Origin of the sequence: Rhizobium sp. ZPR4, assembly GCF_040215725.1 — a bacterium.
In the GTDB taxonomy this organism is placed as follows: domain Bacteria; phylum Pseudomonadota; class Alphaproteobacteria; order Rhizobiales; family Rhizobiaceae; genus Rhizobium; species Rhizobium rhizogenes_D.
Genome location: NZ_CP157972.1, coordinates 92,603 through 115,010 on the forward strand (window position 1 = coordinate 92,603; position 22,408 = coordinate 115,010).

26 protein-coding genes are annotated in these 22,408 nt (G+C 55.2%); 13 read left to right on the forward strand and 13 right to left on the reverse strand.

The features are described from left to right. Position 1: 1 nt before the first annotated feature. The 5 genes from ABOK31_RS35660 to ABOK31_RS35680 are packed head-to-tail and all read right to left on the reverse strand — an operon-like array spanning position 2 to position 4,500. Complete coding sequence (locus ABOK31_RS35660) at positions 2-658, reverse strand: hypothetical protein (protein WP_349963404.1); 657 nt, start codon at positions 656-658, stop codon at positions 2-4. Positions 659-669: 11 nt separating this feature from the next. After that, positions 670-3,105 (reverse strand): VirB4 family type IV secretion/conjugal transfer ATPase, encoded by a 2,436-nt coding sequence (locus ABOK31_RS35665; protein WP_349963405.1) that lies wholly within the window; start codon positions 3,103-3,105, stop codon positions 670-672. An 11-nt stretch (positions 3,106-3,116) separates the two neighbouring features. Continuing rightward, positions 3,117-3,413: a VirB3 family type IV secretion system protein gene (locus ABOK31_RS35670; protein WP_349963407.1), complete on the reverse strand. Its 297-nt coding sequence runs from the start codon at positions 3,411-3,413 to the stop codon at positions 3,117-3,119. Continuing rightward, on the reverse strand, positions 3,413-3,766 hold the full coding sequence (locus ABOK31_RS35675) for a TrbC/VirB2 family protein (RefSeq protein WP_349963408.1): 354 nt from the start codon (positions 3,764-3,766) through the stop codon (positions 3,413-3,415). The genes ABOK31_RS35670 and ABOK31_RS35675 overlap by 1 nt, the downstream gene beginning before the upstream one ends. 17 nt (positions 3,767-3,783) lie before the next feature. After that, entirely contained in the window at positions 3,784-4,500 is a 717-nt protein-coding gene (locus tag ABOK31_RS35680) for a lytic transglycosylase domain-containing protein (RefSeq protein WP_349963409.1), read from the reverse strand. Between the two features lie 113 nt (positions 4,501-4,613). Here ABOK31_RS35680 and ABOK31_RS35685 point away from each other — a divergent pair, with 113 nt between their 5' ends. From ABOK31_RS35685 to ABOK31_RS35720, 8 genes are all read left to right on the forward strand, one after another. Beyond that, positions 4,614-5,129, forward strand: a complete 516-nt coding sequence (locus ABOK31_RS35685; protein WP_349963410.1) for a hypothetical protein — start codon at positions 4,614-4,616, stop codon at positions 5,127-5,129. Positions 5,130-5,168: 39 nt separating this feature from the next. Beyond that, entirely contained in the window at positions 5,169-5,543 is a 375-nt protein-coding gene (locus ABOK31_RS35690; protein ID WP_349963411.1) for a hypothetical protein, read from the forward strand. Further along, the gene (locus ABOK31_RS35695; protein WP_349963413.1) at positions 5,540-5,989 is read left to right on the forward strand and encodes a hypothetical protein; all 450 of its coding nucleotides are present in this window, start codon (positions 5,540-5,542) and stop codon (positions 5,987-5,989) included. The genes ABOK31_RS35690 and ABOK31_RS35695 overlap by 4 nt, the downstream gene beginning before the upstream one ends. Next, positions 5,986-6,654: an acyltransferase gene (locus ABOK31_RS35700; protein WP_349963414.1), complete on the forward strand. Its 669-nt coding sequence runs from the start codon at positions 5,986-5,988 to the stop codon at positions 6,652-6,654. Before ABOK31_RS35695 ends, ABOK31_RS35700 begins: the two co-directional genes overlap by 4 nt. Beyond that, on the forward strand, positions 6,651-7,274 hold the full coding sequence (locus ABOK31_RS35705; protein ID WP_349963416.1) for a thermonuclease family protein: 624 nt from the start codon (positions 6,651-6,653) through the stop codon (positions 7,272-7,274). The genes ABOK31_RS35700 and ABOK31_RS35705 overlap by 4 nt, the downstream gene beginning before the upstream one ends. Before the next feature lie 34 nt (positions 7,275-7,308). After that, positions 7,309-7,644, forward strand: a complete 336-nt coding sequence (locus ABOK31_RS35710) for a DUF736 family protein (RefSeq protein ID WP_349963418.1) — start codon at positions 7,309-7,311, stop codon at positions 7,642-7,644. Positions 7,645-7,649: 5 nt separating this feature from the next. After that, on the forward strand, positions 7,650-8,126 hold the full coding sequence (locus ABOK31_RS35715; protein ID WP_349963419.1) for a nuclease: 477 nt from the start codon (positions 7,650-7,652) through the stop codon (positions 8,124-8,126). Between the two features lie 61 nt (positions 8,127-8,187). After that, positions 8,188-8,556, forward strand: coding sequence for a hypothetical protein (locus ABOK31_RS35720; protein ID WP_349963421.1), 369 nt, complete (start codon positions 8,188-8,190; stop codon positions 8,554-8,556). 211 nt (positions 8,557-8,767) lie between these two features. Here ABOK31_RS35720 and ABOK31_RS35725 read toward each other — a convergent pair whose 3' ends face one another. Next, on the reverse strand, positions 8,768-9,007 hold the full coding sequence (locus ABOK31_RS35725) for a hypothetical protein (protein WP_349963423.1): 240 nt from the start codon (positions 9,005-9,007) through the stop codon (positions 8,768-8,770). 243 nt (positions 9,008-9,250) lie between these two features. On the opposite strand from ABOK31_RS35725, the gene ABOK31_RS35730 reads away from it, so the two are divergent. After that, positions 9,251-9,853 carry a hypothetical protein gene (locus ABOK31_RS35730; RefSeq protein WP_349963424.1) on the forward strand — a complete coding sequence of 201 codons (603 nt, stop codon included), beginning with the start codon at positions 9,251-9,253 and terminating at the stop codon, positions 9,851-9,853. Between the two features lies 1 nt (position 9,854). Here ABOK31_RS35730 and ABOK31_RS35735 read toward each other — a convergent pair whose 3' ends face one another. After that, positions 9,855-10,199 (reverse strand): hypothetical protein, encoded by a 345-nt coding sequence (locus ABOK31_RS35735; RefSeq protein ID WP_349963425.1) that lies wholly within the window; start codon positions 10,197-10,199, stop codon positions 9,855-9,857. Between the two features lie 166 nt (positions 10,200-10,365). On the opposite strand from ABOK31_RS35735, the gene ABOK31_RS35740 reads away from it, so the two are divergent. After that, complete coding sequence (locus tag ABOK31_RS35740) at positions 10,366-11,235, forward strand: helix-turn-helix domain-containing protein (RefSeq protein ID WP_349963426.1); 870 nt, start codon at positions 10,366-10,368, stop codon at positions 11,233-11,235. Here ABOK31_RS35740 and ABOK31_RS35745 read toward each other — a convergent pair. The 3 genes from ABOK31_RS35745 to ABOK31_RS35755 are packed head-to-tail and all read right to left on the reverse strand — an operon-like array spanning position 11,222 to position 14,130. Further along, the gene (locus tag ABOK31_RS35745) at positions 11,222-12,883 is read right to left on the reverse strand and encodes a hybrid sensor histidine kinase/response regulator (protein ID WP_349963428.1); all 1,662 of its coding nucleotides are present in this window, start codon (positions 12,881-12,883) and stop codon (positions 11,222-11,224) included. The two genes, ABOK31_RS35740 and ABOK31_RS35745, sit on opposite strands and share 14 nt — an antisense overlap. 32 nt (positions 12,884-12,915) lie before the next feature. Next, complete coding sequence (locus ABOK31_RS35750) at positions 12,916-13,437, reverse strand: hypothetical protein (protein ID WP_349963430.1); 522 nt, start codon at positions 13,435-13,437, stop codon at positions 12,916-12,918. A gap of 27 nt (positions 13,438-13,464) precedes the next feature. Beyond that, positions 13,465-14,130, reverse strand: a complete 666-nt coding sequence (locus tag ABOK31_RS35755; protein WP_349963431.1) for a class I SAM-dependent methyltransferase — start codon at positions 14,128-14,130, stop codon at positions 13,465-13,467. A gap of 235 nt (positions 14,131-14,365) precedes the next feature. On the opposite strand from ABOK31_RS35755, the gene ABOK31_RS35760 reads away from it, so the two are divergent. The 3 genes from ABOK31_RS35760 to ABOK31_RS35770 all read left to right on the forward strand — a co-directional run bounded on the left by ABOK31_RS35760 (position 14,366) and on the right by ABOK31_RS35770 (position 18,419). Next, positions 14,366-14,743, forward strand: coding sequence for a hypothetical protein (locus ABOK31_RS35760; protein WP_349963433.1), 378 nt, complete (start codon positions 14,366-14,368; stop codon positions 14,741-14,743). 290 nt (positions 14,744-15,033) lie between these two features. Next, complete coding sequence (locus ABOK31_RS35765; protein WP_349963434.1) at positions 15,034-16,323, forward strand: HlyD family efflux transporter periplasmic adaptor subunit; 1,290 nt, start codon at positions 15,034-15,036, stop codon at positions 16,321-16,323. Further along, entirely contained in the window at positions 16,320-18,419 is a 2,100-nt protein-coding gene (locus ABOK31_RS35770) for a peptidase domain-containing ABC transporter (RefSeq protein ID WP_349963436.1), read from the forward strand. Before ABOK31_RS35765 ends, ABOK31_RS35770 begins: the two co-directional genes overlap by 4 nt. Before the next feature lie 413 nt (positions 18,420-18,832). Here the strand turns inward: ABOK31_RS35770 and ABOK31_RS35775 are convergent, their stop codons facing one another. The 3 genes from ABOK31_RS35775 to ABOK31_RS35785 all read right to left on the reverse strand — a co-directional run bounded on the left by ABOK31_RS35775 (position 18,833) and on the right by ABOK31_RS35785 (position 22,094). After that, positions 18,833-19,492 (reverse strand): Fe2+-dependent dioxygenase, encoded by a 660-nt coding sequence (locus tag ABOK31_RS35775; protein ID WP_349963437.1) that lies wholly within the window; start codon positions 19,490-19,492, stop codon positions 18,833-18,835. 351 nt (positions 19,493-19,843) lie between these two features. Further along, entirely contained in the window at positions 19,844-21,046 is a 1,203-nt protein-coding gene (locus ABOK31_RS35780) for a branched-chain amino acid ABC transporter substrate-binding protein (protein WP_349963438.1), read from the reverse strand. 415 nt (positions 21,047-21,461) lie between these two features. Continuing rightward, on the reverse strand, positions 21,462-22,094 hold the full coding sequence (locus ABOK31_RS35785; RefSeq protein WP_349963440.1) for a glycosyltransferase family 29 protein: 633 nt from the start codon (positions 22,092-22,094) through the stop codon (positions 21,462-21,464). Positions 22,095-22,408: the final 314 nt, after the last annotated feature.

Sequence of the window (22,408 nt, forward strand, 5' to 3'; positions counted from 1 at the left end):
GTCAGTTGCCTCCGCTTGCCTTGACGTCATTGACGAAGGAGGCCTTCGCCGGATCGTAGGTCATCACGCTGGTGGCGGCGCTTTCGGCGGCCGCCGCATCGATGAGGCGCTGGTTGCGCATCTGAACCGTGGTATTGACGGCGCCGATCGCCTGGTTCCAGATCTCAGCGCCCGACAGGCGGACCGTCGAGTTCTGATCGAAAGCGCCTTGCAAGGAATTTGCCGTGCCGATCGCATTTTGCTGGGTCTTCAACGTCGATCTGTTGGAGCTGATGGCGGCGGCCACCGCAGCAAGCGCATTGACCGCCTGCCCGACATTCTTCGTCTTCAGCGCCGCGACCCCCTGTCCTACCGCCAAAAGGATCGCCAAATCGCTGTTGCCGATCGTCGTGCCGGATAGTGGGGAGCCGGATACGCTGGCGCCGCTCACCTGCCCCACGTCGGCGAGATCTCCTTGCGTCGAAAAACTGGTCGTCACCCCGCGCGAAGGTGCTACCGTCGACTGTTTGTAGGTCCGCGCTCGCTGCATGCAGGCCGCCGTGTTCGTTTCCTTGGCTGTGCGCGCGGCATCATTGACCGGAACTTCAGCCTGGGCAGGCAAGGCGATCGAAATGCCGGCCACGAGCACCAGACTGACCAATCCGGATCGGTTCAACATCGATATCACCCTCATGGGTTCATCCCGGCAGGCCCTGCCGGCTCCTGTCGCCAACCGCAAAAATAGGGGAGCCATTGTTCTGGCGCGTCGCCATAGCGCTGACGCAGCCGCGCGCACTCGGCGACCGTCTCCGCACGACCGGACAAAACCTTGACGAACTCGGGCATGGCCGACAGATCAAGCCTGGCGATCACGCTGTCATGGTCATGCTTGACCAGGAATTGGCGTGATGTCGACGGGGTGGTTTTGACCCATTCGAACTGGACCTCGGAGAGACCAAATCCGCGAACGTAGCTGTCGTGATCTGCTTTGGGATTGGGGAAGAAGATGTTCGTCGGGCTCTGCTCCAGCAGCGTGTGGGCTATCCGCGATGTGGTGATATCGCGGGCCGACTGCGTGCCGATCCCGACAATGCCGTTCTTCTTGCGGATGGTCTTGAGCTGGTCGTTGATGAAGGCGCCGGCCTTGTCGTCGCCGAGCAGCTTCCAGCCTTCATCGACAAACAGCATCATCGGCCTGACACCATCGAGCATCTGGCCGATGCGGAAGAAGATATAGCCGAGTGCTGCGGTCCGGATCTCCGGATCGTCGAGCACGGCAGTGAGATCGAAGCCGAAGACGCCCCGCTCCGCATCCCAGAGATCTACGGGATTGTTGAACAGCCATCCGCGCGTGTCGCACCAGGCTTCGAAACGAGAGGCAAGATCATCGCGGCCGGCAATTTCACCGCCGCGCAGCAAATGGACGACATCGGAAAACAATCGCTCACGGATGGGAACATTGAAGATCTGCTCGATAGCACGGGCGAGGATCTTTTCCTGTTCGGGAGAAAGCTTTTCCGTCTCATCCTTCGGCCGGACGATAAAGCTCAGCAGCTCATAGACGAAGGTCCTATTCTCCGGGGTGTCTTCGAGCTGCAGTGGATTGAAGCCCGTCGGTGTGCCCGGCTGCAGGATCTCATATTGCCCACCGCAGGCGCGGATAAAGATCTCGCCGCCGCGGTCCTTGTCGAAGAAGGCGCAACGCGGCTGCGGCCGTGTCCGCATGGCCTGTGCCAGCAGGAACAGCAGGCCAACCGTCTTGCCCGAGCCCGTCGGACCGGTGACGATGAAGTTGCCGACCTCCCCTTTGTGGAAGTTGAAGAAGTAGGGCGTCATCGAGGTAGACTGCAGCAATGAGATGGCTGGCCCCCAGTGGTTGCCACTGGGCTTTCCGAGAGCAAAGTTGTGAAAGGAGGCAAGGCCGCAGAAGTTTCGCGACGTGATCAGCGCGCGTCTGGCAATGTAGGCAAAATTGCCGGGAAGCTGGGCAAAGAAGGCCGGTTCCGCGTTCAGATCCTCGCGCACCACCACCATGCCGGCATGCTGCAGCTCCTTGGTGATTGCCTGGGCGCTGGCTTCGGTTTCTTTGATGGAGTTTCCGAGCGCCATCACCGAGAGATGATGGTATCCCATCACAGAGCGGCCATTGACCAATTCGTCCCTGGCAATCGAGATCGCGCTTTCCAGACTGGTCCCACGCTCGTCAGACACGCTGATCTGTCGCTGTATGCGATCCATTTCTGACAGAACCGGCGCGCGGTCGGCGAGCGAAAAACTCTGTGATACGATGAATTCTCCGGGAATTTTGAGCAACCCGTCGATCATGCCGTTTGCTGTATAGGGCGGGTATTCGCGGATCGACAACATCGCGCCGAAGCGGGTCTCGTTGTCGCTACCCCCACGCATTTCCAGGAGACGCCGGCCAAAGGTGATGCGTCGGGTCGGCAGGTATTCGTCGAGGGGCATGCGCGGCAACAGCATATTCACAGGCTGGCCGCCATTGAGAAGCATACTCAAAAATTCCAGGACTTGCGATGACACGCTGTGCTCGCGAAGAACTGCCTTCAGGACCCGGGCGCCGTAGCCTTCCATTCCCTTGACGATATTCGCGACATGCTGACGTAGTTCCTGGCGGGCCTCGTGATCGAGCGCCTGCTCAGAAACACCGGCGGCCTTGCGGAAATGAGCCAGCAGCGTATCGGCAAGGCCCACCCTCCCCTGAAACCCACGGCGAATGACGGTCAGGTAGAGTTCGTTTGTGTACATCCGGCTGTCGGCAAGACCATGCATGTAACGGTCGTTCAATTCCCTGCAGAAGGGAATATCGAATTCGCCCTCGATAGCGGGCGGGATACGGCGGCGGATGATATGGGAGTAAACGGCAAAGCGGCTGTCGGCGAGCGCCCGGATGAGTGTGTTGCAGGCCGTCGCTTCGACATCGATGATGTCCTGATCGGCGGTCTGATGGCAGAACCCATCGACCTTGATGACCGAGAGCAGCATCCCATCCTTGGTCCGCAGTGTGTCTTCGTCGATGTGTCTGAGATAGGGGATGTGGGCCGAAATCGCCTTTTCCCGGCCGATCTCGGTACCAAATCGGAAATCCTTGCGAACCGCCCTGTGCATGAAAAGCTCCACTACGGTTGATAGGAATTGCCGCCCCAGAAGTGGCGGTTCTTCGTCCAGGGGCACTTGGCGATCCGGACGCGAACGACGTTCGGCAGGTGCGGATCGCGCACGGTGATGACGTAGGAAAGCGCATGCAGAGGCAGGAACAGCAGGAACATGGCGAGGTTTTTCGTATTGAGGAACGTCATGACGACGATCATCATCTCGCCGACGAAGAGACCGATCGGCACGCCCCAGAACATCCTTGGCCTTGTCAGACCGAGAACCAGCGGTGCCACCTCTGCCTTTGGCTGGCCCTCACTCATCAGCTGCCCAATCCGGACGACATGGATTGCACGAGCTGGGCGCCGCCAAAGATGAAGGCGATACCGACGATGATGGAAAAGCACCAGCTCCAGGGAATGCGGCTGGTCAGCGCCATATAACCGACGGCCGCGCATGCGATCGTCGCCGCTGTTGTGGCAAACGTCCCCGTCATGAAATTGAGCAGCGTCGTGAAGACGGAATTGATCGGCTGGAAAATATCGCCGGCGGCATAGGCAAGATCGGCATTGCCGACCGCAACAACAGCGGCAATCCCGGCCACAGCGACAACATGGGTGCCGATCGACCGCGAGGGGATGGCGGATCGAACGAGATCGTAAAACTTTGCCTTCATGGGGGCTCCTGTTCTGGCTACTGCACGTAAAGGACCGAGCCGCCGATCCAGCTATTCTGGCGGGACTTGTCCGGTGGCTGGTTGATGGGAATTGGTTTGTCGGAGGTCGATCCGGCGGGCGCTGCTGCTGCCAGCAAATCAACGCCGGTTGTTTCGCTGCTTTCAGTTGAAGCGGTTGATTTTGCCGCTCTGTTGCGGGCAGCAATCGCGTTGTCAAAGCCGTAGTAGGCGTTGGTAACGCGTGCGGTATAGGAGACGGTTTCGCCGATCGAGGGAATGCCGCGTGTGGCGATGATCCGGTGTTCGCCGGCATTATAGGCAGCAACGACCAGCATGATGTTGCCGCCTAATGTTGCCATCAGATCTTTGAGATAGCTGACGCCGCCGCGGATGTTTTCTCGTGCATCGCAAATATCTGCCACGCCATAGCGGAACGCCGTCGCCGGCATCAGTTGCATCGGGCCGCGAGCACCGGCCTTTGAATTGACGCGGGCTCCAAAGCCCGATTCTTCACCGGCGACTGCCAGCGCAAGCCTGGTGTCGGCCTGCTGGCGCGCGGCTTCGTCGACAATCATCTGTCTGATCTGGTCGGCTGGGATTGCGCCGTCCACGCAGAGCGCTGCGCTGGGCGAGATCTCCTGCCCCATCGCCGAATGGCAAGCGCCGAGGCTCAGCGCGACGACCGCAAGTAGACGCCTCGCTTGTTGGTTAAGCCGCTTCTCTGGATTGCCCATGCACATCGCGTCGGTGCCCCCGAATGCCCTGATTTGGCTGATCGAACCGGCTTGATTATTTTATATAACGGAATATCATGTCAATAGACTAAATAATACGGAGCTAAAATCACATGGGCATTTTTCGCTCGGCTGCTCGCAGATCCGTCGGCTCAGTTGGGCTGAATACTCTGCTCGCCATCGCCTCGGTGCTGGCAACAATGCTGCCGCCAGCAGCTGCTCGCGCCGACGATGCCCCATGGGGTTGTCAGGTCCTGCTTTGCGCGGCCTCACAGAATCCTGGATGGCACGGAGTTCCCTATTGCGTGCCGCCGATGACGAAGCTGATCGCGGCAATGAAACTGCCAGGCTTCACATGGCCCATCTGCCCTGGTGCTGGCACAGGGGCGCCCGGTTATCAGCAGTATGATGATTGCCCGGCCGGCTACACTCCGACCGAGGACATGTCCGGCCACGGTGGAGGTTCGCAATCGTCCTGTGTCAAACGAGCGGCAAGCGCCGGCGGCCATGGCAACAACGGAGAAGCGATCGATCGTATTGCTCGCCCCTTGAAAAAAGAGCCCTACTATTTCGACATCACCGGCTCGGGCGGGGACAAGTCGAGATTCTGGTTCGATCTACAGCTTTGATCCGTGGGATATGGAGTGTTCAAGGGGAGACATGTGATAATGGAACATGACGATCCGAAGCTGATTGTGGCCTTCGACCCTATGAAGCTGGTGCTCCCGGTTGTCGTCGGCCTTCTCCTTGTCGATGTCTTGCTCGGCTTTGCGCTTTCCATGCAGCTCAAGTCGGTGCTTGCTCACCCCTTCGAGAACATTGGTTATACGGCACTCATCCTGATCCTCTATGCGATCGTGATGGTGCTGAACGTTTGCGCCATCTGTGCGGTCGTAATCGGTATCCTCTCCGTCGCCTTCCGCATGCTGCGCTTCGTGTTTCGCGTTTGCGTCTTCTTGGCTAACCAGCCGGTCGGGCTCGTCATGAACGGCTACCGTGTGATCGCTGCAACAACTCACATGCACCGAAAGAGGGTTCCATGAATAGACTGTTGGGTAAAATTGCTGCAGGCGCGCTTGTTCTTGCTCTGTCCGGCCATGGCGTTTTGGCGCTGGACGGCCTCGCGCTCTCGCTGAAGCTGACGGCCAAGGACGCAAAGCACGATCCGGATGGCGTATGGAGCGACCGGGACCTGGACAATATCCGCCAGACCTTTGGGCCTCCGGACATCTATACCGCCCGGGTCACGACGTCCAAAGGCATCTGGCTACTGTCGCAGACCAATGGCGACTGCAACATGCAGGGCATGTGTACGGCTCAGCTGGTCCTCATCGAGCCAGGCAAGGCCCCGCAACTGATGGCCAATCCGCAAATGCCGCTCGGCGGAACCGCGGTGCTTTCCTCGGACTTCAAAAAGATCAGGACATCCGAGATCGGCGAGAACGGCAAGCCGCTCGCCGGCTCCTACGATGTGGAGCCGCTGAAATGAGCTGCATGACCCTGTCCAATGCACCCTCCCGCTGGCGCCCGAACCGAGCGGATGTCTTCGCCAACCTCGGGCTTTCTATCGGGATGATGGCGACGCTTGCCTTCGCCGGCGAAAGCGCTGTCAGCCTGTTGAATGCCGGAATGCCTGCCGACTGCGCCGAATATGCGTCCAACGTCAGCCACAGTGAAGGCAATTTCGACAGCATTTCTCCAGCGGTCAATGGCACCCGCTGTTACGGCGCGTTTCAGTTCTGCGACAGCGGAACCCTTCAACGCTATTGGAGCGGCAGTCGTGCTGATTTCCTGGCCAGCCCATCAGCACAGGTGACCGCCTGGCAGGGCTATGAACGGAGTGAATGGGCCGCGGCTCAAAAAAACGGGCTGACAAACATGATCGGCCAACAGGTCTGCTATCAGGGCACATGCGCCACCATCACCCAGTCGTCTATCCTGAAGGCCTGCCAATTTGGCTGTGGCGCCGGTGGCAAACTCGACAATCTCGCCAAAGCTGGCCTCGATTGCAACGCTGCCGGAACGCGTGATGGCGCTGGCACCAGTGTGTGTTCCTATCTGATCTCCGGTGCTGGCTATAATGTCGGTTGCATCACCAACTCCAACGATGGCATCGATTGCAGCCCGGTTGCTGCGGACAAGGCGCCGCAATGAACGCCGGACCTCGGACTGCGGCGATATCTGGGTTCGTCATCGCGGCTATCTCGGTCTTCGGCATGTTGACGCTGGCGGTCCCCTCCTTCGCGCAATCGACGCAACAGACCTCCCGCACGTTTGCGGTGCCGGTAACCGGTCTGACTTTCCTCACCGGCGATAGCTGGCAGCAATCCGGGCAAACCATGCGGCTCTATGGGGTTCAGGCCTGTCTGCGCGGTAGCACCTATACCGATAAGGCCGGTCAAAGGCAGGATTGTGGGGCGGTCTCGCTTGCGATACTTGCCGCCATTATTCGCGATACTGCACCGACATGCGCGCCGGTCGTCCAGCTATCCTCGCGCGCTTCGTCATCACGATCGCTTCAGGAATTACCAGGAGATTCGACGATCCTCGTCATCTGCTCCGCCCATGTCGGCGGCCATGTCCTGGATCTCGGCACCATTCTGATCACGCAAGGATTTGCCTTCGCGGCGCTCACCAGCTCAGGGTCACCGGTCTATCCCGCCTACGCGGCCGAGGAATCGATCGCGCAGAATGCGCGCGTCGGCTTGTGGGCGTTTCCCGACACGCCACACCCCAACCGGACGCTTCTCACCGGATCAGTCGGCGCCAGATAGACGCCATGTCACAATCAAACCGAAGGAGGACCACGTGTCAAAGAGCACATCTGAACTGACCAACTTCATCCAGTTCGTCGACGACGGCGCCCGTCTCAGAGGCAATATTGCTTCCGTCGCCTATGACTTCGACGTTTCGGGCGAAGCCTTTGCGAGCGCCAATCCCAAGGCGCCGGCCTATCGCCTGTTCGCCAAAAGTCCGAAGGGCAAGCAAGTCGAGATCGGTGGGATCTGGAAGAAGCAGAACCGGGATAACGCCGATTACTATACGCTCACCGTCAACACCGGTTACGGCAAGCTCAATGCCAACCTTGGTAGATACCCTGGCCAGGACGACGAAGACCTCATGGCCGTCATCCCCTGGGATTGATCGACATGGTTGCAATCTCCGCCCGTCTGGGCCTTGTCGCCCTGCTCTGCATCACGCCTGACATCGCTGCCAGCGCGAAACCTCGACCCAAGCAGACAACGTCCCACATCGACGTCGTCTCACGAAGCGTCAGCGCGACCTTCTGTGAGAACAGCGCTTGCGAGCCCGTCTCCTTGCGCATTCCAACCGGCGACAGCTTCATCATGTACCGATGGGGCGATCATCGCGAGCCGGTTCGCATCGCCAACATCGACGCGCCTCTGATCAATGCAAAATGTATCCGTGAGCAGGCAAGCGCGCAGCTCGCGATCGACCGGCTCGCCCAATACCTTTATCAGGCGACCTTCACTATGGCGCGGCTTTATACGGATCGCTCCGGAACCATCGCATTTGTCTCGGCCAACAGATGGGATCTCGGCCACATGCTCTCGCGTGATCGCGTCGTATGGCCGTGGGAGCCGAGGCACCGCTCGTGGTGCTAATTGGAGGAGGAAAGGCGTCGTAGTGCCCTGTCACGACTCACTATATTGAGCCCGTTTAAATATGCTCAAAACCAAGACAACCCCAAGAAATTCTAACCAGCATCAGCGCAAACGTGTACAGAGCCCAAGCGACAATGGGGCCGATTCTCGCGTCTTTCTCTTCAAAGAACATTACGAGAGAGTAATACGGATTGCGGCGGATCACGAGCAGCGCTTCCCAATCCTGCTAGGTCTACTCATCGCCGATTATTTCGAGATCGTGGATAGCCAGATGGAAGTCCATGAGCTTCATCAATGGTGGGCACAAGCGCCAGGAGAAGATTTGGTCGAACCAGCTGTCTTTATTCCGAAGATGCAATTTCGAAAGATCGCGCATGGCGCAAGACTTGGAGGAGCGCATCCCCATCCTGCTTGGGAGGCTAGTGGTTGACTATTTCGAGGCCGTTGACAGTGGCCTAATGGAAATCGGGCTGCCGACACCGCCGGTTCGGCCGCCACTGGAGCCGACTGAGCTCGCGAGGCTATGTGAGGTCGTGTCGTGATCACGCGTTCCAGGCGAAGCGGGCGCGCACCGGTTTCGCCAAATTGCTCTGCTGACGACGCTTGCTCGAGCGGGTGAGCGTGGCAGCAAGCCGACGGCGTCAGGTATCGCGCGCATTGTTGACTTCCACACATCCCAGATTGATCTCATGGCGCGACTCCTGGAAAGGCGAGGCGTAATCGACCGTGTTCACACGCCGTCGATCCGTCCAGGTGTTTTTGGAAAGGTGCTGTACATCAAGTCCGATGCCATTGAAGCGCTCAACAACGCCCATATTCTGTCGGCGGGCGCTCCCATCGACGTTCGAGAGCCTGAATAGTTTTCGGCCCTCGACGGCCATAAGGTAGTTGTACTAACTGGCGCTCAAGGGATCCACCATGAGTTGAACTCTGTTGGTTGGTGGACTAATCGTCAAATTTAGCTTTATAACGGATTGCCACGAGCGTTTCTGAAATGTTCAGCTTGGCAAAATGAAGGAATCTTGCCTACTAATGCATCGTGCCATTGCAACAACGAGCGCGGGATCGTGCCAGTTTCATCGGTCGCAATGTCAATGCAATAGAGCTGTCGGTGTACTGGGAAAATGACGTCAGAAGATAAAAAGGAACCGAGTCGCTGGTGGGAGCGCGAACATGACGCCAATCTTACCGAAACTCGTATTTTCATATCGACCGAGCAGTATCAAAGAATCGCCCGAATCGCGACCGATTTGGAAGAGCGCATACCCATAGTGCTCGGAAAGCTCATTGCCGATTATTTTGATGCTGTCGAAAACGGCCAAAACCAAATAACGCTACCAACTCCCACATTTAGGCCTGCGCTCGAGACAACCAGCCTTACAGAACTCTGTGACCTTATTCTATGGTCGCGCTTCCCTGGTGAAACAGGCGCCCATCGTTTCCGCCAGGTTGCTCTGCTGACAACGATTGCTCGTGAGCAGGAGCGCGGCAAAAAGCCGACAGCATCAAGCATCGCGCGCATTGTTGACTCCCACTCATCCCAGATCGACTTGATGACGCGTCTGCTCGAAAAACGTGGTGTTCTCGATCGTGTTCATACGCCTTCAATCCGACCAGGTGTACACTTTGGAAAGGTACTGTACATCAGGTCCGATGCTGCTGAAAATCTGAAGAAGGTTCATATTGCGGAGACCAACTCTCCCGTTGAGGTGCAAGAGGCCGAGTAGCCTACAGCTTTTTTGCCGTTCCGCTCTCATTCTGAAATTCGAGACCATCGTCGTCTCCCAACGACGTTTTCTCAACTCTGATCGCATAGCCCCAGCCGTATCCGCCTGGCCTCTTCAGCTCATCAACTTCATCAATCACGCCCGTAATCTGCTTGCCTTCCATGAAGCACTCAGCCGCATATTCTGCAAATGTTGCGTATCTACCCAGCTCGCGAGCGAATTCGTCCAGCAGGAAGCCTATGTGGCTAAGTTGGCTGCGGCCCCTATATTCCAATTCGCGCTCAATAACCTTACCCAACATGAGCCTCTCATTTTGGTTAGTTTCTAAAAGCTTCAGCGCTATCATGTGTCATACATCATGATGCGCTCAGTTTTCCTTGTTATCTTTTCGTTCGACGCTTATAAAGACTTATCGCCTAGTCCTGAAAATTGCATATCACGCGAATATGTTCGGGATGCGCGATAAGGTTTAACTCATATGTCTGAACTTGTCCAGCCGAGGGAACTTAAACGTGGTTACACGGGAAACCATTGATCAACAGGCAAACACTCATGAGGCGCGCAATCAGCCAGCAGATGATGAAGGCACTTTGGCAGCCCAATGTATCGCGGCACTTCTCTTGCGACACGGCATTCCCAAATATCGCCACGCGGTCACTGTATCGGAGGTGTTGGGTCTCTCTTACTCTGCCGGTAATCGGCGTCTCACGATGAACGCCTCCTGGTCTTTAGAGGAGCTCAAGCGCGTCGCCGAGCACTTCAACGAAACCCTGCCCGAATTGGTATCGCTTGCAAAAGCAGATTCGATGGTGGATGCGACCGCCGTGATGAACAATCATATCATTGCCTGCAAGATTCGACTTGGTGGCCCTGTCGCTCAAGCTGCCGTTGGCACACTTATAGCGATCGAAGTCGAGGGTGCTTGGCGAGTGATTCCAGCAGACGGAAAGTCAGTGAGCCACGCTCTCGCGGTCACTCGAATGGTGGCTGAGCCGGTGACGCCTTCCCGCCGGGTTGCTGTTCTGGACGATCATGACGACACTGCCCAATCTATTGCACGTCATATTCAGATCGCAGGCTTTGAGGCCGTTACCTTCTCCCGGCTAAAAAACCTGGAGGATACGGACTATGACGCCTACGTGCTCGATTGGATCATTGAAGCTGATTCCCGGCGTCAAACGGCGTTTGAACTCATCCAGAATATCAGGGCGAGAAACGCGTTCTGCCCGATCTTTGTGTTAACCGGACAGATCGCTAATGGAGGCGCCGACGAACAGCATATCGCCTCGGCGATGACGACCTATAATCTCAAATACTTTCAGAAGCCTCTGAGCATACCCATTTTGATTTCAGCACTCAATTCCAGCTTCAAGGCCGCATGACGGCCATAAGTTGATGATTGGTTGGCTTCGCCAGTATCTTATCAAAGTTTGCGTCGCCGTTTTCGCCTCGATCGCTTGTCATCGACAAGCCGATCACTTTCATTCTTCTGTCGGGATACAATTTCCTGATCTGTGCAGCGAGCCCGGAAGCAGTTATTATGGGTATGTCGAGATCAATGAATATTGCCGCGTAGGAATGTGCTGCGGCAAAGTTGAGCGCCATTATCCCGGATTCTGCTATATCCGGTAAATATCCGTCGCTCCTGAAGACGGATGCAAAAGTCTCAAGCGATCCCAATTGGCCACCAACTAGCAGTACGCGGCGTGATGTCATACGGGGATTCTGTCTCTGCAGATCGTCAACGGAAACTACCGGAACCGTCAGCTCGAAAAGGCTACCCTTCGGTTGGTTCGGGCTGATCGTCATCCGAGCGCCCAGTTGCACCAACAACGTCTGAACCACTGACAGGCCAATCCCACGTCCGTTCCCGAGACTATAAAGCCCTCTTACCTGACCGTCGCCTTCGAGGGTCCTCTGCGGCAAACCCGGTCCCGTATCGGATATCAAGATAGTGATTTGCTTACTCTCCGGCCGGTACCGGCCGAGTTCAACCAACACCATTCCGTCTTGTGTATATTTTACCGCGTTAGAAATTAGATTATGCAAGATTTGCGCGAGCCGTTCACCGTCCGCCGAGACGAAAATAGCTTCATCCTGGACGATCAAATCGAGGGTGAGCCCCTTTGATTCCCCCATCATCCGATAATCCGTTACGACTTCTTTCACGAGCTCAACGGCGTCAAAAATTTTCGGTTGGGTCTCGATATAGCCGTTCTTACTGCGGGCCAGCGTGAGAATATCGCGCAATTGTACGGTCAGGCTGTTTGCTGCCCTCCGAATGCGGTTAGTCAGTTGACCTCTACTTGCGACCTCTTGTGGGTGTTCCAAGAGTTCCAGGGCCGAAACAATCGATTGGAGCGGAGTCCTAAGCTCGTGGCTGATCATGGCCAGGAATTCGATTTTTTCCTTTACCGCAGCTTCCTCGGCGGCGACCGCCTGGGCTTCCCTTAACGCACGCGCGCGATACCGCAGTGCGAGTACGATCAGCGAAACCAACGCGCAAACCAACAGTGCGACGACGACAGTGATGATCTTGGCTGCGCCTGCAATCTCTCTCGCTGCTTTCTCTTTCTGTAAACCATCCCGACTTCGGATCATGTTTGACAGTCTCAGCAGCGTGTCGTTTGCTTCCGCCAACCTTGCCGACAAATTTTGAGCGGTCTCGCGCGACAGATTCCCGTTTAGTGGCGGCAGCACCTCGTTTGCAAGGTCTCGCAAGGACGGCATTACACCTGCGATCTCAGGAATGCGCATATACAATCCGTTCAGTTCCGAAGGCTGCACAACAATATTCAAGCTCGAGATGAGAACATCAATATCCAAGGACACCGTCTCGCGATCGACCTGCGCACCCGCGGCGATTAACCTCATATCGGTTTCGAGAATAAGTGCACCGCGTTGGGCTTGAGACAGCGGCCAATATGAATAAAATGGGTCGTTGTTGCCCATGCCCGTCGCGGGCAGATAGCGAAGTTCGAAGGCGCTCCACGCCATTATCATTGCCCACGCAACAACGATGATGCTCACGGGTATGCCGACCCAGGCCAAGTACGAGAGTTTCACTCGACGGTGATCCTGCATAGTTGCCAGACCATCTGCGACACCGGTGTTGACACACTGAGCACTTCCGGGTGCGAGTCGACTGGATAGACAGAGAAGATCGGTCCGAAGTCTCGTCGCGTTAAATCTTGTCCGTTTCGGCTAGTTGCTAAGATCATGCCGTATTTTTCGGCAAAGCCGCGGTCGACTGCAATCGTAAATTCGTCTAGGGCGCTTAATTCCAAACTCGCCCCCTGCGCTCCGACCCTCTCCAGCACACTCTTCAAAGTTGGTCCTGCGAACTGCGCACTCATAGTCCAAGGTGTTCTCGTCAATATGCTCGTAGCCGGCAATGTCCGAAACTCTTGCTCGGACATTTCGTATGTATGATCCGAGGTGTTTGTTACGCTGATGTTTCCAGCAATTGTCAAAAACCCGCCTTTCTTGCATTGAGCATCGCCGGTGATAGACGATGCTGTCGCATTCGAGGCGCTGAGTATGCCTATTATCGCTGCTAAGAGAATTACCGGCCGGCTCAGCATTCAGCTCCCCTGTTCCTGTGCGAAAAACTATGACAAGCTTGGCTGGATTTGCAAATACCCTGTGTCGTCCTTCGATAGGGGCCGTTCTGGCCAAATCGCCTTATAGGCATTTACAAGTCCTGGAGCGACATCCTTGAAGCTGACATATCGGCTACCGATGCTTCCGGAGAATGGAACTCGAGCTAGAAGACAAACGACAGGAATGGTCCCGGCGATATCGCGCCGAAGGATCTCAGGCACAGCCCCAATGGAGATAGCGAGGCGGTACAAGGCCCCTGGCGGAAATGGACGGATGTGCGTGGGATCGTCCCAGAATGAGTCGAAGCCATGTGCTTCGACATCGTCATCAGACTTCTTAAAAGCCGAAAGCTCACTCGGTGCCTCGATGTAAATGCGGCCTCCTGGACGAGTAATGCGCGCGAGCTCGACAGCGAAGCCCACTGGGTCGAGGAGATGTTCGATCACGTGAGAGGCGATGGTTAGGTCAGCACTATCGTCTTCGAGATGAATTTTATGGCCGTCCATTGTGTGAAAAGATGCCCCAGTCGGACGCCCTGGCGGCTCGACTCGGTCTATGCCGATATAGCTATGCTGATGCTCGTGGCAAAGTTTAGCGAGATTCCAGCCAAAGCAGCCGATATCTGCCACGATTTGAGACCGTTTGGCGCTAAGCAGTTCCCGAATTTCGGACAATTTCCACCTCTTATGACAACGCTTCTATTCTCGCACTAAGCGATCGTTTTGGCTGCAAGGCCGCAATCAATCCACGCTATATCCGCTCTAATAAGCTAAATGCGCTAAAGTGTAGTCAAGTCAAGGGTTGACTTTGAACGCAATGCTTGTACCAATGCGCTGGTTGTGGGTTGGTAGGCGCCTCAACCTACAACGTTAGATTTTCCTAGTTGCTTGATAATATGTGGAGATATCAATGCGTGAGCTTTCAATGCGCGAAATGGGTTCAATCTTTGGCGGCGAAATGGGAGGTGGCGGCGCCGCGAGTGGTAGTGGGGGTGGCAGCTCAAGCGGTAGCGATCGCGGCGGCGGCAGCAACAATGGTAGCAGCGGCGGCGGGAATGGTAGCGGGGGTACGCAATATGCAGGCACAACTCCGCTCGGTGTACCGCTCGTTGTCAATCCACAAACAGGCCAGATACAGCAAAGCACCTGGTCGACTGTGTTTAAGGGATTGACCTATGCCCAAGCCCAAGCAATCGCTGCAAAAGATCCGGTGTTCAGCACGGAATGGAACCATGATGGTCAGCCCTCGAGCAATGGCAGCGGCCGGGGAACGAGCGGCGGCCGATAACGGCGGCGACAACCACCTCTATTGTTGAACTGGTCCCTCAGATGCTCTTTCCTGAGAATGCAGCATCTGGGGGATTGTCGTAGGCGATTTGTGCAAAGAAAGCCCGCTGGCGCGTCGGAAATCAACCACATGCATTGTTGGCGCGCTGAGCGATGAAAAGTATCCGTTTCGTTTTCCCTGGAAAATGCTGAGTTTTCTTAATGTCGGTTCAATTCCATAGCGCTTTTCGTTCACGATCCGGCGGTGCTGAGCGGAAAATGCGACAAGTTCGCGTATTCGGATAGAACGGCATGGATTCACTTTTGCTTTTCCGCCGTGAAGCCATTGATGCGCGACGCCACCAATGGATGGGCCGGCCACTATTGGTGCAGCCGGTATCCGTAACAGTAGTGGCCGTTATCAGCATCATTATCGTCGCTCTCGTAGTCGGCGTGATTGTATTCGGCCGATACACCAACCGGGTCAGGGTCAGCGGCACAATCGTGCCGGGCGCGGGAGTGACAGAGGTTTTTTCTCGCCAGCCAGGTCACATCATTAGCGGCATCGGTGAAGAAGGGACCACCGTAAAGCAGGGCGACGTTCTCTACACCGTCAGTCTGGACGACGTTAGCTCGATGGGCGAAACAGCATCGTTGGTGGAGAAGCAACTCCGAATCCAAAGAGAGACGCTCATCACCGCTTTGACCGAGCGCGCGCGACTGGACGCAATTGACAAGGATGGATTGGGTACTCAGGAAAGCCAGCTTGGACAGGAGCTTGACAGACTGCACGAGCAGATAGCGACAACTTCCGAGTATGTTGAACTACTGAAAGGGCTCGCTTCAAAATACCGCTCTCTTACTGATCGAGGCGTAACGGCAGAACGTGAGTTCGAAGCGCGTGAGGAAACGTACAAAGATAACCAACGACAATTGCAGAGCCTGAGGCGCCAGGAAGTGCAACTGCTCGCACAACGCTCGGAAGTTCAAACAAAGCTATTGGGCTTCGATACCAACGCTGCCTTGGCAATAGGCGAGCTTCGGCAGAGGATTGCGGTTATAGAACAGCAACTTGCTGAAGGTGCGGCCCGCCACTCCATAGACATTGTTGCACCGCGTGACGGCACTTTGACGGCGGTTATTGCCAAACCGGGCCAGATGATCATAGCCGGGGCGCCTCTTGTTTCCATTCTGCCGGCCGACAGCACACTTGAAGTACAACTCTGGGCGCCTAGCAGCGCCGTCGGCTTTGTTAAAGAAGGCAACAAGGTCCTAATGCGATATGCCGCGTTCCCTTATCAGAAATTTGGCCAATACACTGGTGTCGTTACTAAAATTTCGCGTGTGACGATAAAGTCCCAAGACGGAACGGAACAAGGCGATGCTGCCGCGCAGGCTCAGAGAACAGCATCTTATCGAATTTCCGTTCGTCCTGACAGCCAGAATGTTATCGCATACGGCAAGCGGGAGCCGCTGCGCGCAGGTATGGCGGTGGAAGCCGAATTGATGCTGGACACCCGCCCGCTTTACCAATGGATTCTGGAACCCCTCTATAGTCTTCGCGGGTTCCCTGACACACATAAGGGCGGTAATTTTCAGTGAGTACAACCAAAAAGCTTCATTTCGGATTCAATCCCCGCCTTCCCGTTATCCTGCAGAGTCAGGTGACCGAGTGCGGCCTGGCTTGTTTAGCGATGGTTGCTAGTTATCACGGCCACCTGATTGATCTCGGAACCTTGCGGCGGCGGTTTTCAGTTTCGCTCGCCGGTACTTCCCTAATCGATCTTTCACGTATCGCCTCGACAGTCGCGATGGCAAGCCGGGCTCTTCGGGTCGAACTGGACGAATTGTCATTATTGAAGCTCCCCACGATCTTGCATTGGAAAATGCAGCATTATGTGGTCCTGAAGCGTGTCACGAAGAGTGGAGCGATTATTCATGATCCCGCGCGGGGATCGGTTCATGTTTCCCAAAAGGAATTGTCAGACTCCTTCTCGGGAGTAGTGCTCGAGCTCTGGCCCACCAATGGCTTTTCGCAGAAGGCTGAGACTCAAAAGATCCGCATGGCGGATCTTTTTCACAATATCACCGGACTCAAGCCGGCGCTGCTGCAAATATTCGCAATGTCGGCCTGTCTGGAGGTCTTTGCGATTTTATTCCCGATCGGAACGCAGGTCATTCTGGACCAAGTCCTCGTCTCGACCGATTACGATTTGTTAAAACTGGTAGCTATCTGTTTGGCTGTCCTGCTTGTTCTTCAGACGAGCATTACTCTTGCTCGCTCGTGGGCGTCACTGATCTTGAGCACAAGACTCAGCGTCCAGTGGACAACGGCCCTGTATGATCACCTTTTACGCCTGCCTCTCTCCTACTTCGAGATGCGGCATATGGGTGACGTTGTATCACGTTTCGGGTCTCTGGGAGCTGTACAGCAGGCTTTGACGAGTGATCTTGTCGGCGTTGTCCTTGATGGCATCATGGCCATCGGAGCATTGTCGATGTTGATCCTGTATGGTGGGTGGCTGGCGATTGTCGTGCTTGTCACCATGGTCCTTCATCTTGTTATACGAATCGCTGCTTACTTGCCCTACCGCAGAGCCAATGAAGCGTCGATTGTTCATGGGGCGAAGGAAAATTCGCACTTCATGGAAACGATCCGTGGGATTGCTAGTGTTAAGTCTCTGGATATCCATCAGCGTCGACGAGGTATTTGGCTTAATCTGCTGATTGATTCCGTCAATGCCCGCCTTCACATCCAAAAACTCGATTTTCTGTTTGGAACCAGCAATGCGGTGCTATCGGGAATAGACGGTATCATCATGTTGGTTCTCGGGTCCCAAGCCGTGATGCGTGGCGACATGACAATTGGGATGCTTATGGCCTTCCTCGCCTATAAGGATCAATTCATTGGCCGGGTTGGGGCTCTGATCGACACTGGCATCCGGTTCCGTATGCTTAGTCTGCACGCCGAACGCATCGGAGATATTGCGTTGACTGAACCTGAAGAGGATCTATCCCAGCTTACCCATCCGGCGGTGCTTTCTCGAGACAGTAGTCTCACGTTGCGCAACATTGCGTTTAGCTATGGAGAAGGCTTGCCGGAGGTTCTTCGCTCGGTGAGCCTTGAAATTGGAGAAGGTGAAAGTGTCGCAATCGTTGGTCCTTCTGGAAGCGGTAAGACGACACTTCTAAAAGTCATGTCGGGGCTCATCCAGCCGCGTGAGGGAGCGGTAGTCTTCGGTGACATGGAGATCCGGCGTCTAGGCTATGGCAACTACAGGAGCCTGACGGGAACTGTGCTACAGGAGGACCGCCTGTTCGCAGGCTCGATTGCCGAAAATATTGCAGCTTTCGATCCGGGAGCTGATGTCTCGTGGGTACGTGAATGTGCACGACTGGCCGCAATCGGCGACGAGATTGAGGCAATGCCGATGGCCTACGAGTCGATGGTCGGCGATATGGGCAGCGCGCTATCAAGCGGACAGGTCCAGCGGCTGTTCCTTGCCCGAGCACTTTACAGACGACCGAAAATATTGTTCCTAGACGAAGCGACCAGCGATTTGGATGAGAACAACGAAGCTAAGATCAACGCGGCCGTTTCAGCTCTTAAGATTACCCGGGTTATGGTTGCACACCGTCCTTCTACGATTGCGATGGCCGGACGCCGCATTGAGATAGGCAGCTTTAAAGCCTCGTAGCGGAAACTCGTAGAAGGGCTCAGGGCAAGAACGGCTCTCGCAGAAAGGCTAAGACCGAACGTCTTGCAACTCGGGGATTTTCCCGGGAACCCGCAGTGACTTGAAGCTTTCTGGAATTTGCGGTTCGGTATCCCAAGAATAGCAACCAGTGAGCGCTTCTTTCTATTGAAGGAGGTGAGCAAGTTCGACGATCTTGGCTCCTCCCACCTCCAGCGATACCCTCTTGTTCAAGAGTCCATCGATGACCGAACGAAGACCCGCACATCGTTACGTTCTGCGTAGGTTTTGCTAGGCAACTTGTTGTCAATCGAAGGCGAATGTCATCCTTGTTCCGACTCCTAGAAGGTAGCCATATTCAAGAAAGCTGAGGCGGTGAACGCACCGGCGCATCGCCTCATTCTCTTTGTTCCGCGTTAGTCGTCTGCCCATTCCCGCATAAGGTTCGCAGCCGCTTTGGCGATGAGATCCAGTTCGTGGCTTTTCCCGTGCCGATGCATGATTTCTTGCCTAGCCATGTCCAGATCAAGCAAAATTTCGCGCTTATGCCAATCCCTGACCAGACTTCGGACCCATGTCACAGCCACAAGCCGCTCACCGTTCGTGACGGCCTCCACGCGATGGATCATTGTCGATGGATACAAAATGGCTTCGCCTGGCGGTAGTTTGATTGCTTCCGAACCACTTGGTGTTTCAATGACCAACTCACCGCCATCGTAGCTTTCGGGCTCGGACAGGAAAAGTGTCAATGATAGGTCCGTCCTCATGCCCCTGATGATCGGGTCGTCGACGTGATCGCCATATGCCATCCCAGGGACATACCGGCTGAAGAGCGGCGGAACGAACAGCTTGGGGCGAGCCGCAAATTGAAACACGGTGTGGCGGTTGAGAGCGGCGGACACTATTTCCGTCAGTGACGAGAGTTTCGCATCCTCCGCAGAAATCTGCAGGTTGTTTTTGACATCCTTGGCTTGCCAGCCAGCAGTGAGACGCCCATCGGACCAACTTGCGCCATCGAGCAAGTTTCCTATACTGACCAATTCATCGGCGCTTAATACATTCTTGAGTCTAAACATGGCGACCTTCGTGGTTCTATTGCGTTAGATGTCTGAGTGGGCAACTTGTTGGGCTACCTGCAAAATGGTGTCGACGGTTGCATGCACATCGAGGTTGGCGATAAGCGCTGTGCATGCTTGTGCGTCAATGTCCGACCTTCACTCCGATGGAGTCTCGCAGCGCCGACGTTCTAGGTAAATATATGCTTTCATATTTTCACAACGGAAAGCCTTGGTAGAAACCCTAGCATTGTAAGGGTGATAGCCACAACATAGTAAGGCCGTCGGGCCGAGATACCTGGCCCAACGAAATTCGATGGATTATTGAGATTAACTACCGTTGTCTGCAGCTGTTGAAGCTTTACCTCGACTTTAGTTTCCCTGGCGAGTCTCACTGACCGGAACAATCTTGCCGGCCTTCCAGACGTATAATGAATAGGCGGGCAGTATTCGATTTCCCGTCGCTTTGTCAGTCTCTGCTGGAACAATCTCATCTGCGCTTATTCTGACTGCAACGGCCCTGGGATCGAGATAGACCGTCGGTTTGCCATCCTTGATGTCGGTGATAAGGCTGAATTGGTAATGGCCGTAGCACGATTCGTCTTTAATGGCGGCAGCCAGCTGTTGGACGGCGGCGTAGGATTCCAGCGTCAAATCTTCGGCTGGAATCTCATGCTCCTTGAGTGCTGCGCGGGCGCTCTGTAGATCGGTGGCCACCGTCTCGCGGGGCGCGTCGGTGAAGATGGTACCATCCGCTTCGGTTTTATAAAGGGCCCGGTAATTGACGTTGGATAAGGCATCGCTGCCGATGATCTGCGGCTTGATTGAGCTTTTCCCGAGCTCGCGCGCAAGCTTGCCAATGCCTTCATAACTTCCTGCGTAATAAATGACTTCCACCCGCGCCTGTTTCAGCTTTTCCGCCTCCTGCGTATGGTCATAGGCGCCAGGGTCGACGGCGAACTTAAGTCCCTCGGTCACGCCGCCTTGGTTGAGGGTCGTCTTGAAGGCATCAGCCAAGGGGGTGCTGTAACTCGTTCTTTCATCAACAATGGCGATTTTTTTGTCCTTGTAGTTTTTCAGTACGTAATTCGCGGCTATCACACCTTGTCGGGGATCTGCGCGGTAGCACGCGGTGGAGAGATTGCTGGTCCGGCCACCGTCGATGAGTTCGGGCGGCGGAGAAGTCTTCGCCAGTCGGGCAACGTAGGTCCCTGCGAGAGCGAGAATATCCGACGGTGATTCAGATCGTATCTGAATAGGGGACGGAGGATCGAAAACCGCAGCCTCGATGACGAAGTTGATCTTCTCGTCGAGAAAGTCTTTGGCAACGGCTGAACTCTTCAGAGGGTCGCTGGCATCGTCACCAAATTTCAAGACAAGCTTGTCGCTAAGGATGCCACCGTTCTTGTTGATTTCATCCGCAGCCGCTTGCATGGCGCCCTTAACCTTATTGCCGACTCCAGCGCCCGGACCAGTCAGGGGCGCGATGATGCCGATGGTGAAGTCCGCTTGCGCTGGGGCGACAAAAGCTAGTGAGGCCGCGAAGGTCGTGGCCAACAGGACATGGTTTCTCATGAGATCTCCTTGAGGGTGTTCCTAAGCAGAGATGAGCGTAACGCGTCGTTTATGAATGTCCACTGAATAGGTGTGGCGACGAATTTTTACTATTGCGTGTTGTGGTTTTTGTGGCCGCCGGCACTATTTCTGACTTAGATCGAACCCATGACTCATATTAAACGTCTACGCGCTGATACCTCCCAATAGTGTCAAGAGATGGGGAGTTTCCAACGTTGCAGATTGACGCAGCCACCAATCCCCAACTGAGACGGTGGCACAAGCATTGCGGTTGAAGTTAATCCGACATGGTGGATACCCCGGAAGCTCTCCCAGAGTGTTTATAGGGTGGGCGCTCCCCGACGAAGGCTTTGGTGTCGATCGGAATGGGACTTCAGCAGCTTATCGGTATTTCCTTTTGGGCTTCCACCATTGTTCAAGGGTTTTCCAGCCTCCTTACACGCGTTGTCTGGCACCAGATATCGACAAGCAATTTTTCGGCCGAAAACGGATGCCCTTCCCATCCTTCGTGCCCAAAACCAGCTAATGTAATTGTGGCGTTGGGAAACCGCGCGAGCGCGCCACTTATAGCGATGACCCCGCTACTTGGCGTCACGTATGACCCGCTCCAATAGGCAGTCAATTCCTCGAATACCGCTTCGTAGGAAGATTGAGGAATGACGACGTGCTGCTTTTTTGTTTGAGCACAAAACAGTCCGAAGTCATTGGTGTGATCGTCACATAGATCGTACAGATCGGGATGCGACTCCGCGAGCCTACGCTTCATGGCTGGAAGAATTAGAGGATCTCGCGTGCTCCAAATTTGTGAGGCCTCCAAAACGCATGGGCGGTTACGCCAATCCGGAGAGGACAGCAGTTTTTTCGCAGCGCGGCCGATGTTGCAAACGGCGACTACATCTGTGCGCGTGGCACATTCTTCAAAATTCCTGCAGTCGTTAAAGCGGATGATCAGGTCATGCGATTCGATCGTCGCGGCGTAGCGACGATCGACGGCCCCATTCCCTATCACAGCAATAGTTCGCACTCGATCGAGCACAGATCGATCCATACGAGGACTATCCCCGACTGGTGGAAATAGCACAGCTCAACCACTCTCTTCCTGATTCAACTATATAAGCTAAACTAGCGAAGCTCCACTCAATGAGTTAAGTTATTTGTTCGATCATACGATTCGTCGGAGGTTCTCATTACGCACAAATAAAAAACCGGCGCGGATGCCGGTCTTCAAATGGGCTAGTTGGCTTAAGTGAGGTTGCTTTAAGTGACCAAGGAACGCCAATTCCTTTAATCCGAAACGCTTACTCGGACTATAGCTAACTCTCTCGCTATTGCAAGACTTTTGCGCTTTCGCGCCACGGATTT

Bases quoted from the DNA above. Each gene is read 5' to 3' on its own strand.
- ABOK31_RS35660 (WP_349963404.1), bottom strand. From the start codon at position 658: ATGTTGAACCGATCCGGATTGGTCAGTCTGGTGCTCGTGGCCGGCATT.
- ABOK31_RS35665 (WP_349963405.1), bottom strand. From the start codon at position 3,105: ATGCACAGGGCGGTTCGCAAGGATTTCCGATTTGGTACCGAGATCGGC.
- ABOK31_RS35670 (WP_349963407.1), bottom strand. From the start codon at position 3,413: ATGAGTGAGGGCCAGCCAAAGGCAGAGGTGGCACCGCTGGTTCTCGGT.
- ABOK31_RS35675 (WP_349963408.1), bottom strand. From the start codon at position 3,766: ATGAAGGCAAAGTTTTACGATCTCGTTCGATCCGCCATCCCCTCGCGG.
- ABOK31_RS35680 (WP_349963409.1), bottom strand. From the start codon at position 4,500: ATGGGCAATCCAGAGAAGCGGCTTAACCAACAAGCGAGGCGTCTACTT.
- ABOK31_RS35685 (WP_349963410.1), top strand. From the start codon at position 4,614: ATGGGCATTTTTCGCTCGGCTGCTCGCAGATCCGTCGGCTCAGTTGGG.
- ABOK31_RS35690 (WP_349963411.1), top strand. From the start codon at position 5,169: ATGGAACATGACGATCCGAAGCTGATTGTGGCCTTCGACCCTATGAAG.
- ABOK31_RS35695 (WP_349963413.1), top strand. From the start codon at position 5,540: ATGAATAGACTGTTGGGTAAAATTGCTGCAGGCGCGCTTGTTCTTGCT.
- ABOK31_RS35700 (WP_349963414.1), top strand. From the start codon at position 5,986: ATGAGCTGCATGACCCTGTCCAATGCACCCTCCCGCTGGCGCCCGAAC.
- ABOK31_RS35705 (WP_349963416.1), top strand. From the start codon at position 6,651: ATGAACGCCGGACCTCGGACTGCGGCGATATCTGGGTTCGTCATCGCG.
- ABOK31_RS35715 (WP_349963419.1), top strand. From the start codon at position 7,650: ATGGTTGCAATCTCCGCCCGTCTGGGCCTTGTCGCCCTGCTCTGCATC.
- ABOK31_RS35720 (WP_349963421.1), top strand. From the start codon at position 8,188: ATGCTCAAAACCAAGACAACCCCAAGAAATTCTAACCAGCATCAGCGC.
- ABOK31_RS35725 (WP_349963423.1), bottom strand. From the start codon at position 9,007: ATGGCCGTCGAGGGCCGAAAACTATTCAGGCTCTCGAACGTCGATGGG.
- ABOK31_RS35730 (WP_349963424.1), top strand. From the start codon at position 9,251: ATGACGTCAGAAGATAAAAAGGAACCGAGTCGCTGGTGGGAGCGCGAA.
- ABOK31_RS35735 (WP_349963425.1), bottom strand. From the start codon at position 10,199: ATGATAGCGCTGAAGCTTTTAGAAACTAACCAAAATGAGAGGCTCATG.
- ABOK31_RS35750 (WP_349963430.1), bottom strand. From the start codon at position 13,437: ATGCTGAGCCGGCCGGTAATTCTCTTAGCAGCGATAATAGGCATACTC.
- ABOK31_RS35760 (WP_349963433.1), top strand. From the start codon at position 14,366: ATGCGTGAGCTTTCAATGCGCGAAATGGGTTCAATCTTTGGCGGCGAA.
- ABOK31_RS35765 (WP_349963434.1), top strand. From the start codon at position 15,034: ATGGATTCACTTTTGCTTTTCCGCCGTGAAGCCATTGATGCGCGACGC.
- ABOK31_RS35775 (WP_349963437.1), bottom strand. From the start codon at position 19,492: ATGTTTAGACTCAAGAATGTATTAAGCGCCGATGAATTGGTCAGTATA.
- ABOK31_RS35780 (WP_349963438.1), bottom strand. From the start codon at position 21,046: ATGAGAAACCATGTCCTGTTGGCCACGACCTTCGCGGCCTCACTAGCT.
- ABOK31_RS35785 (WP_349963440.1), bottom strand. From the start codon at position 22,094: ATGGATCGATCTGTGCTCGATCGAGTGCGAACTATTGCTGTGATAGGG.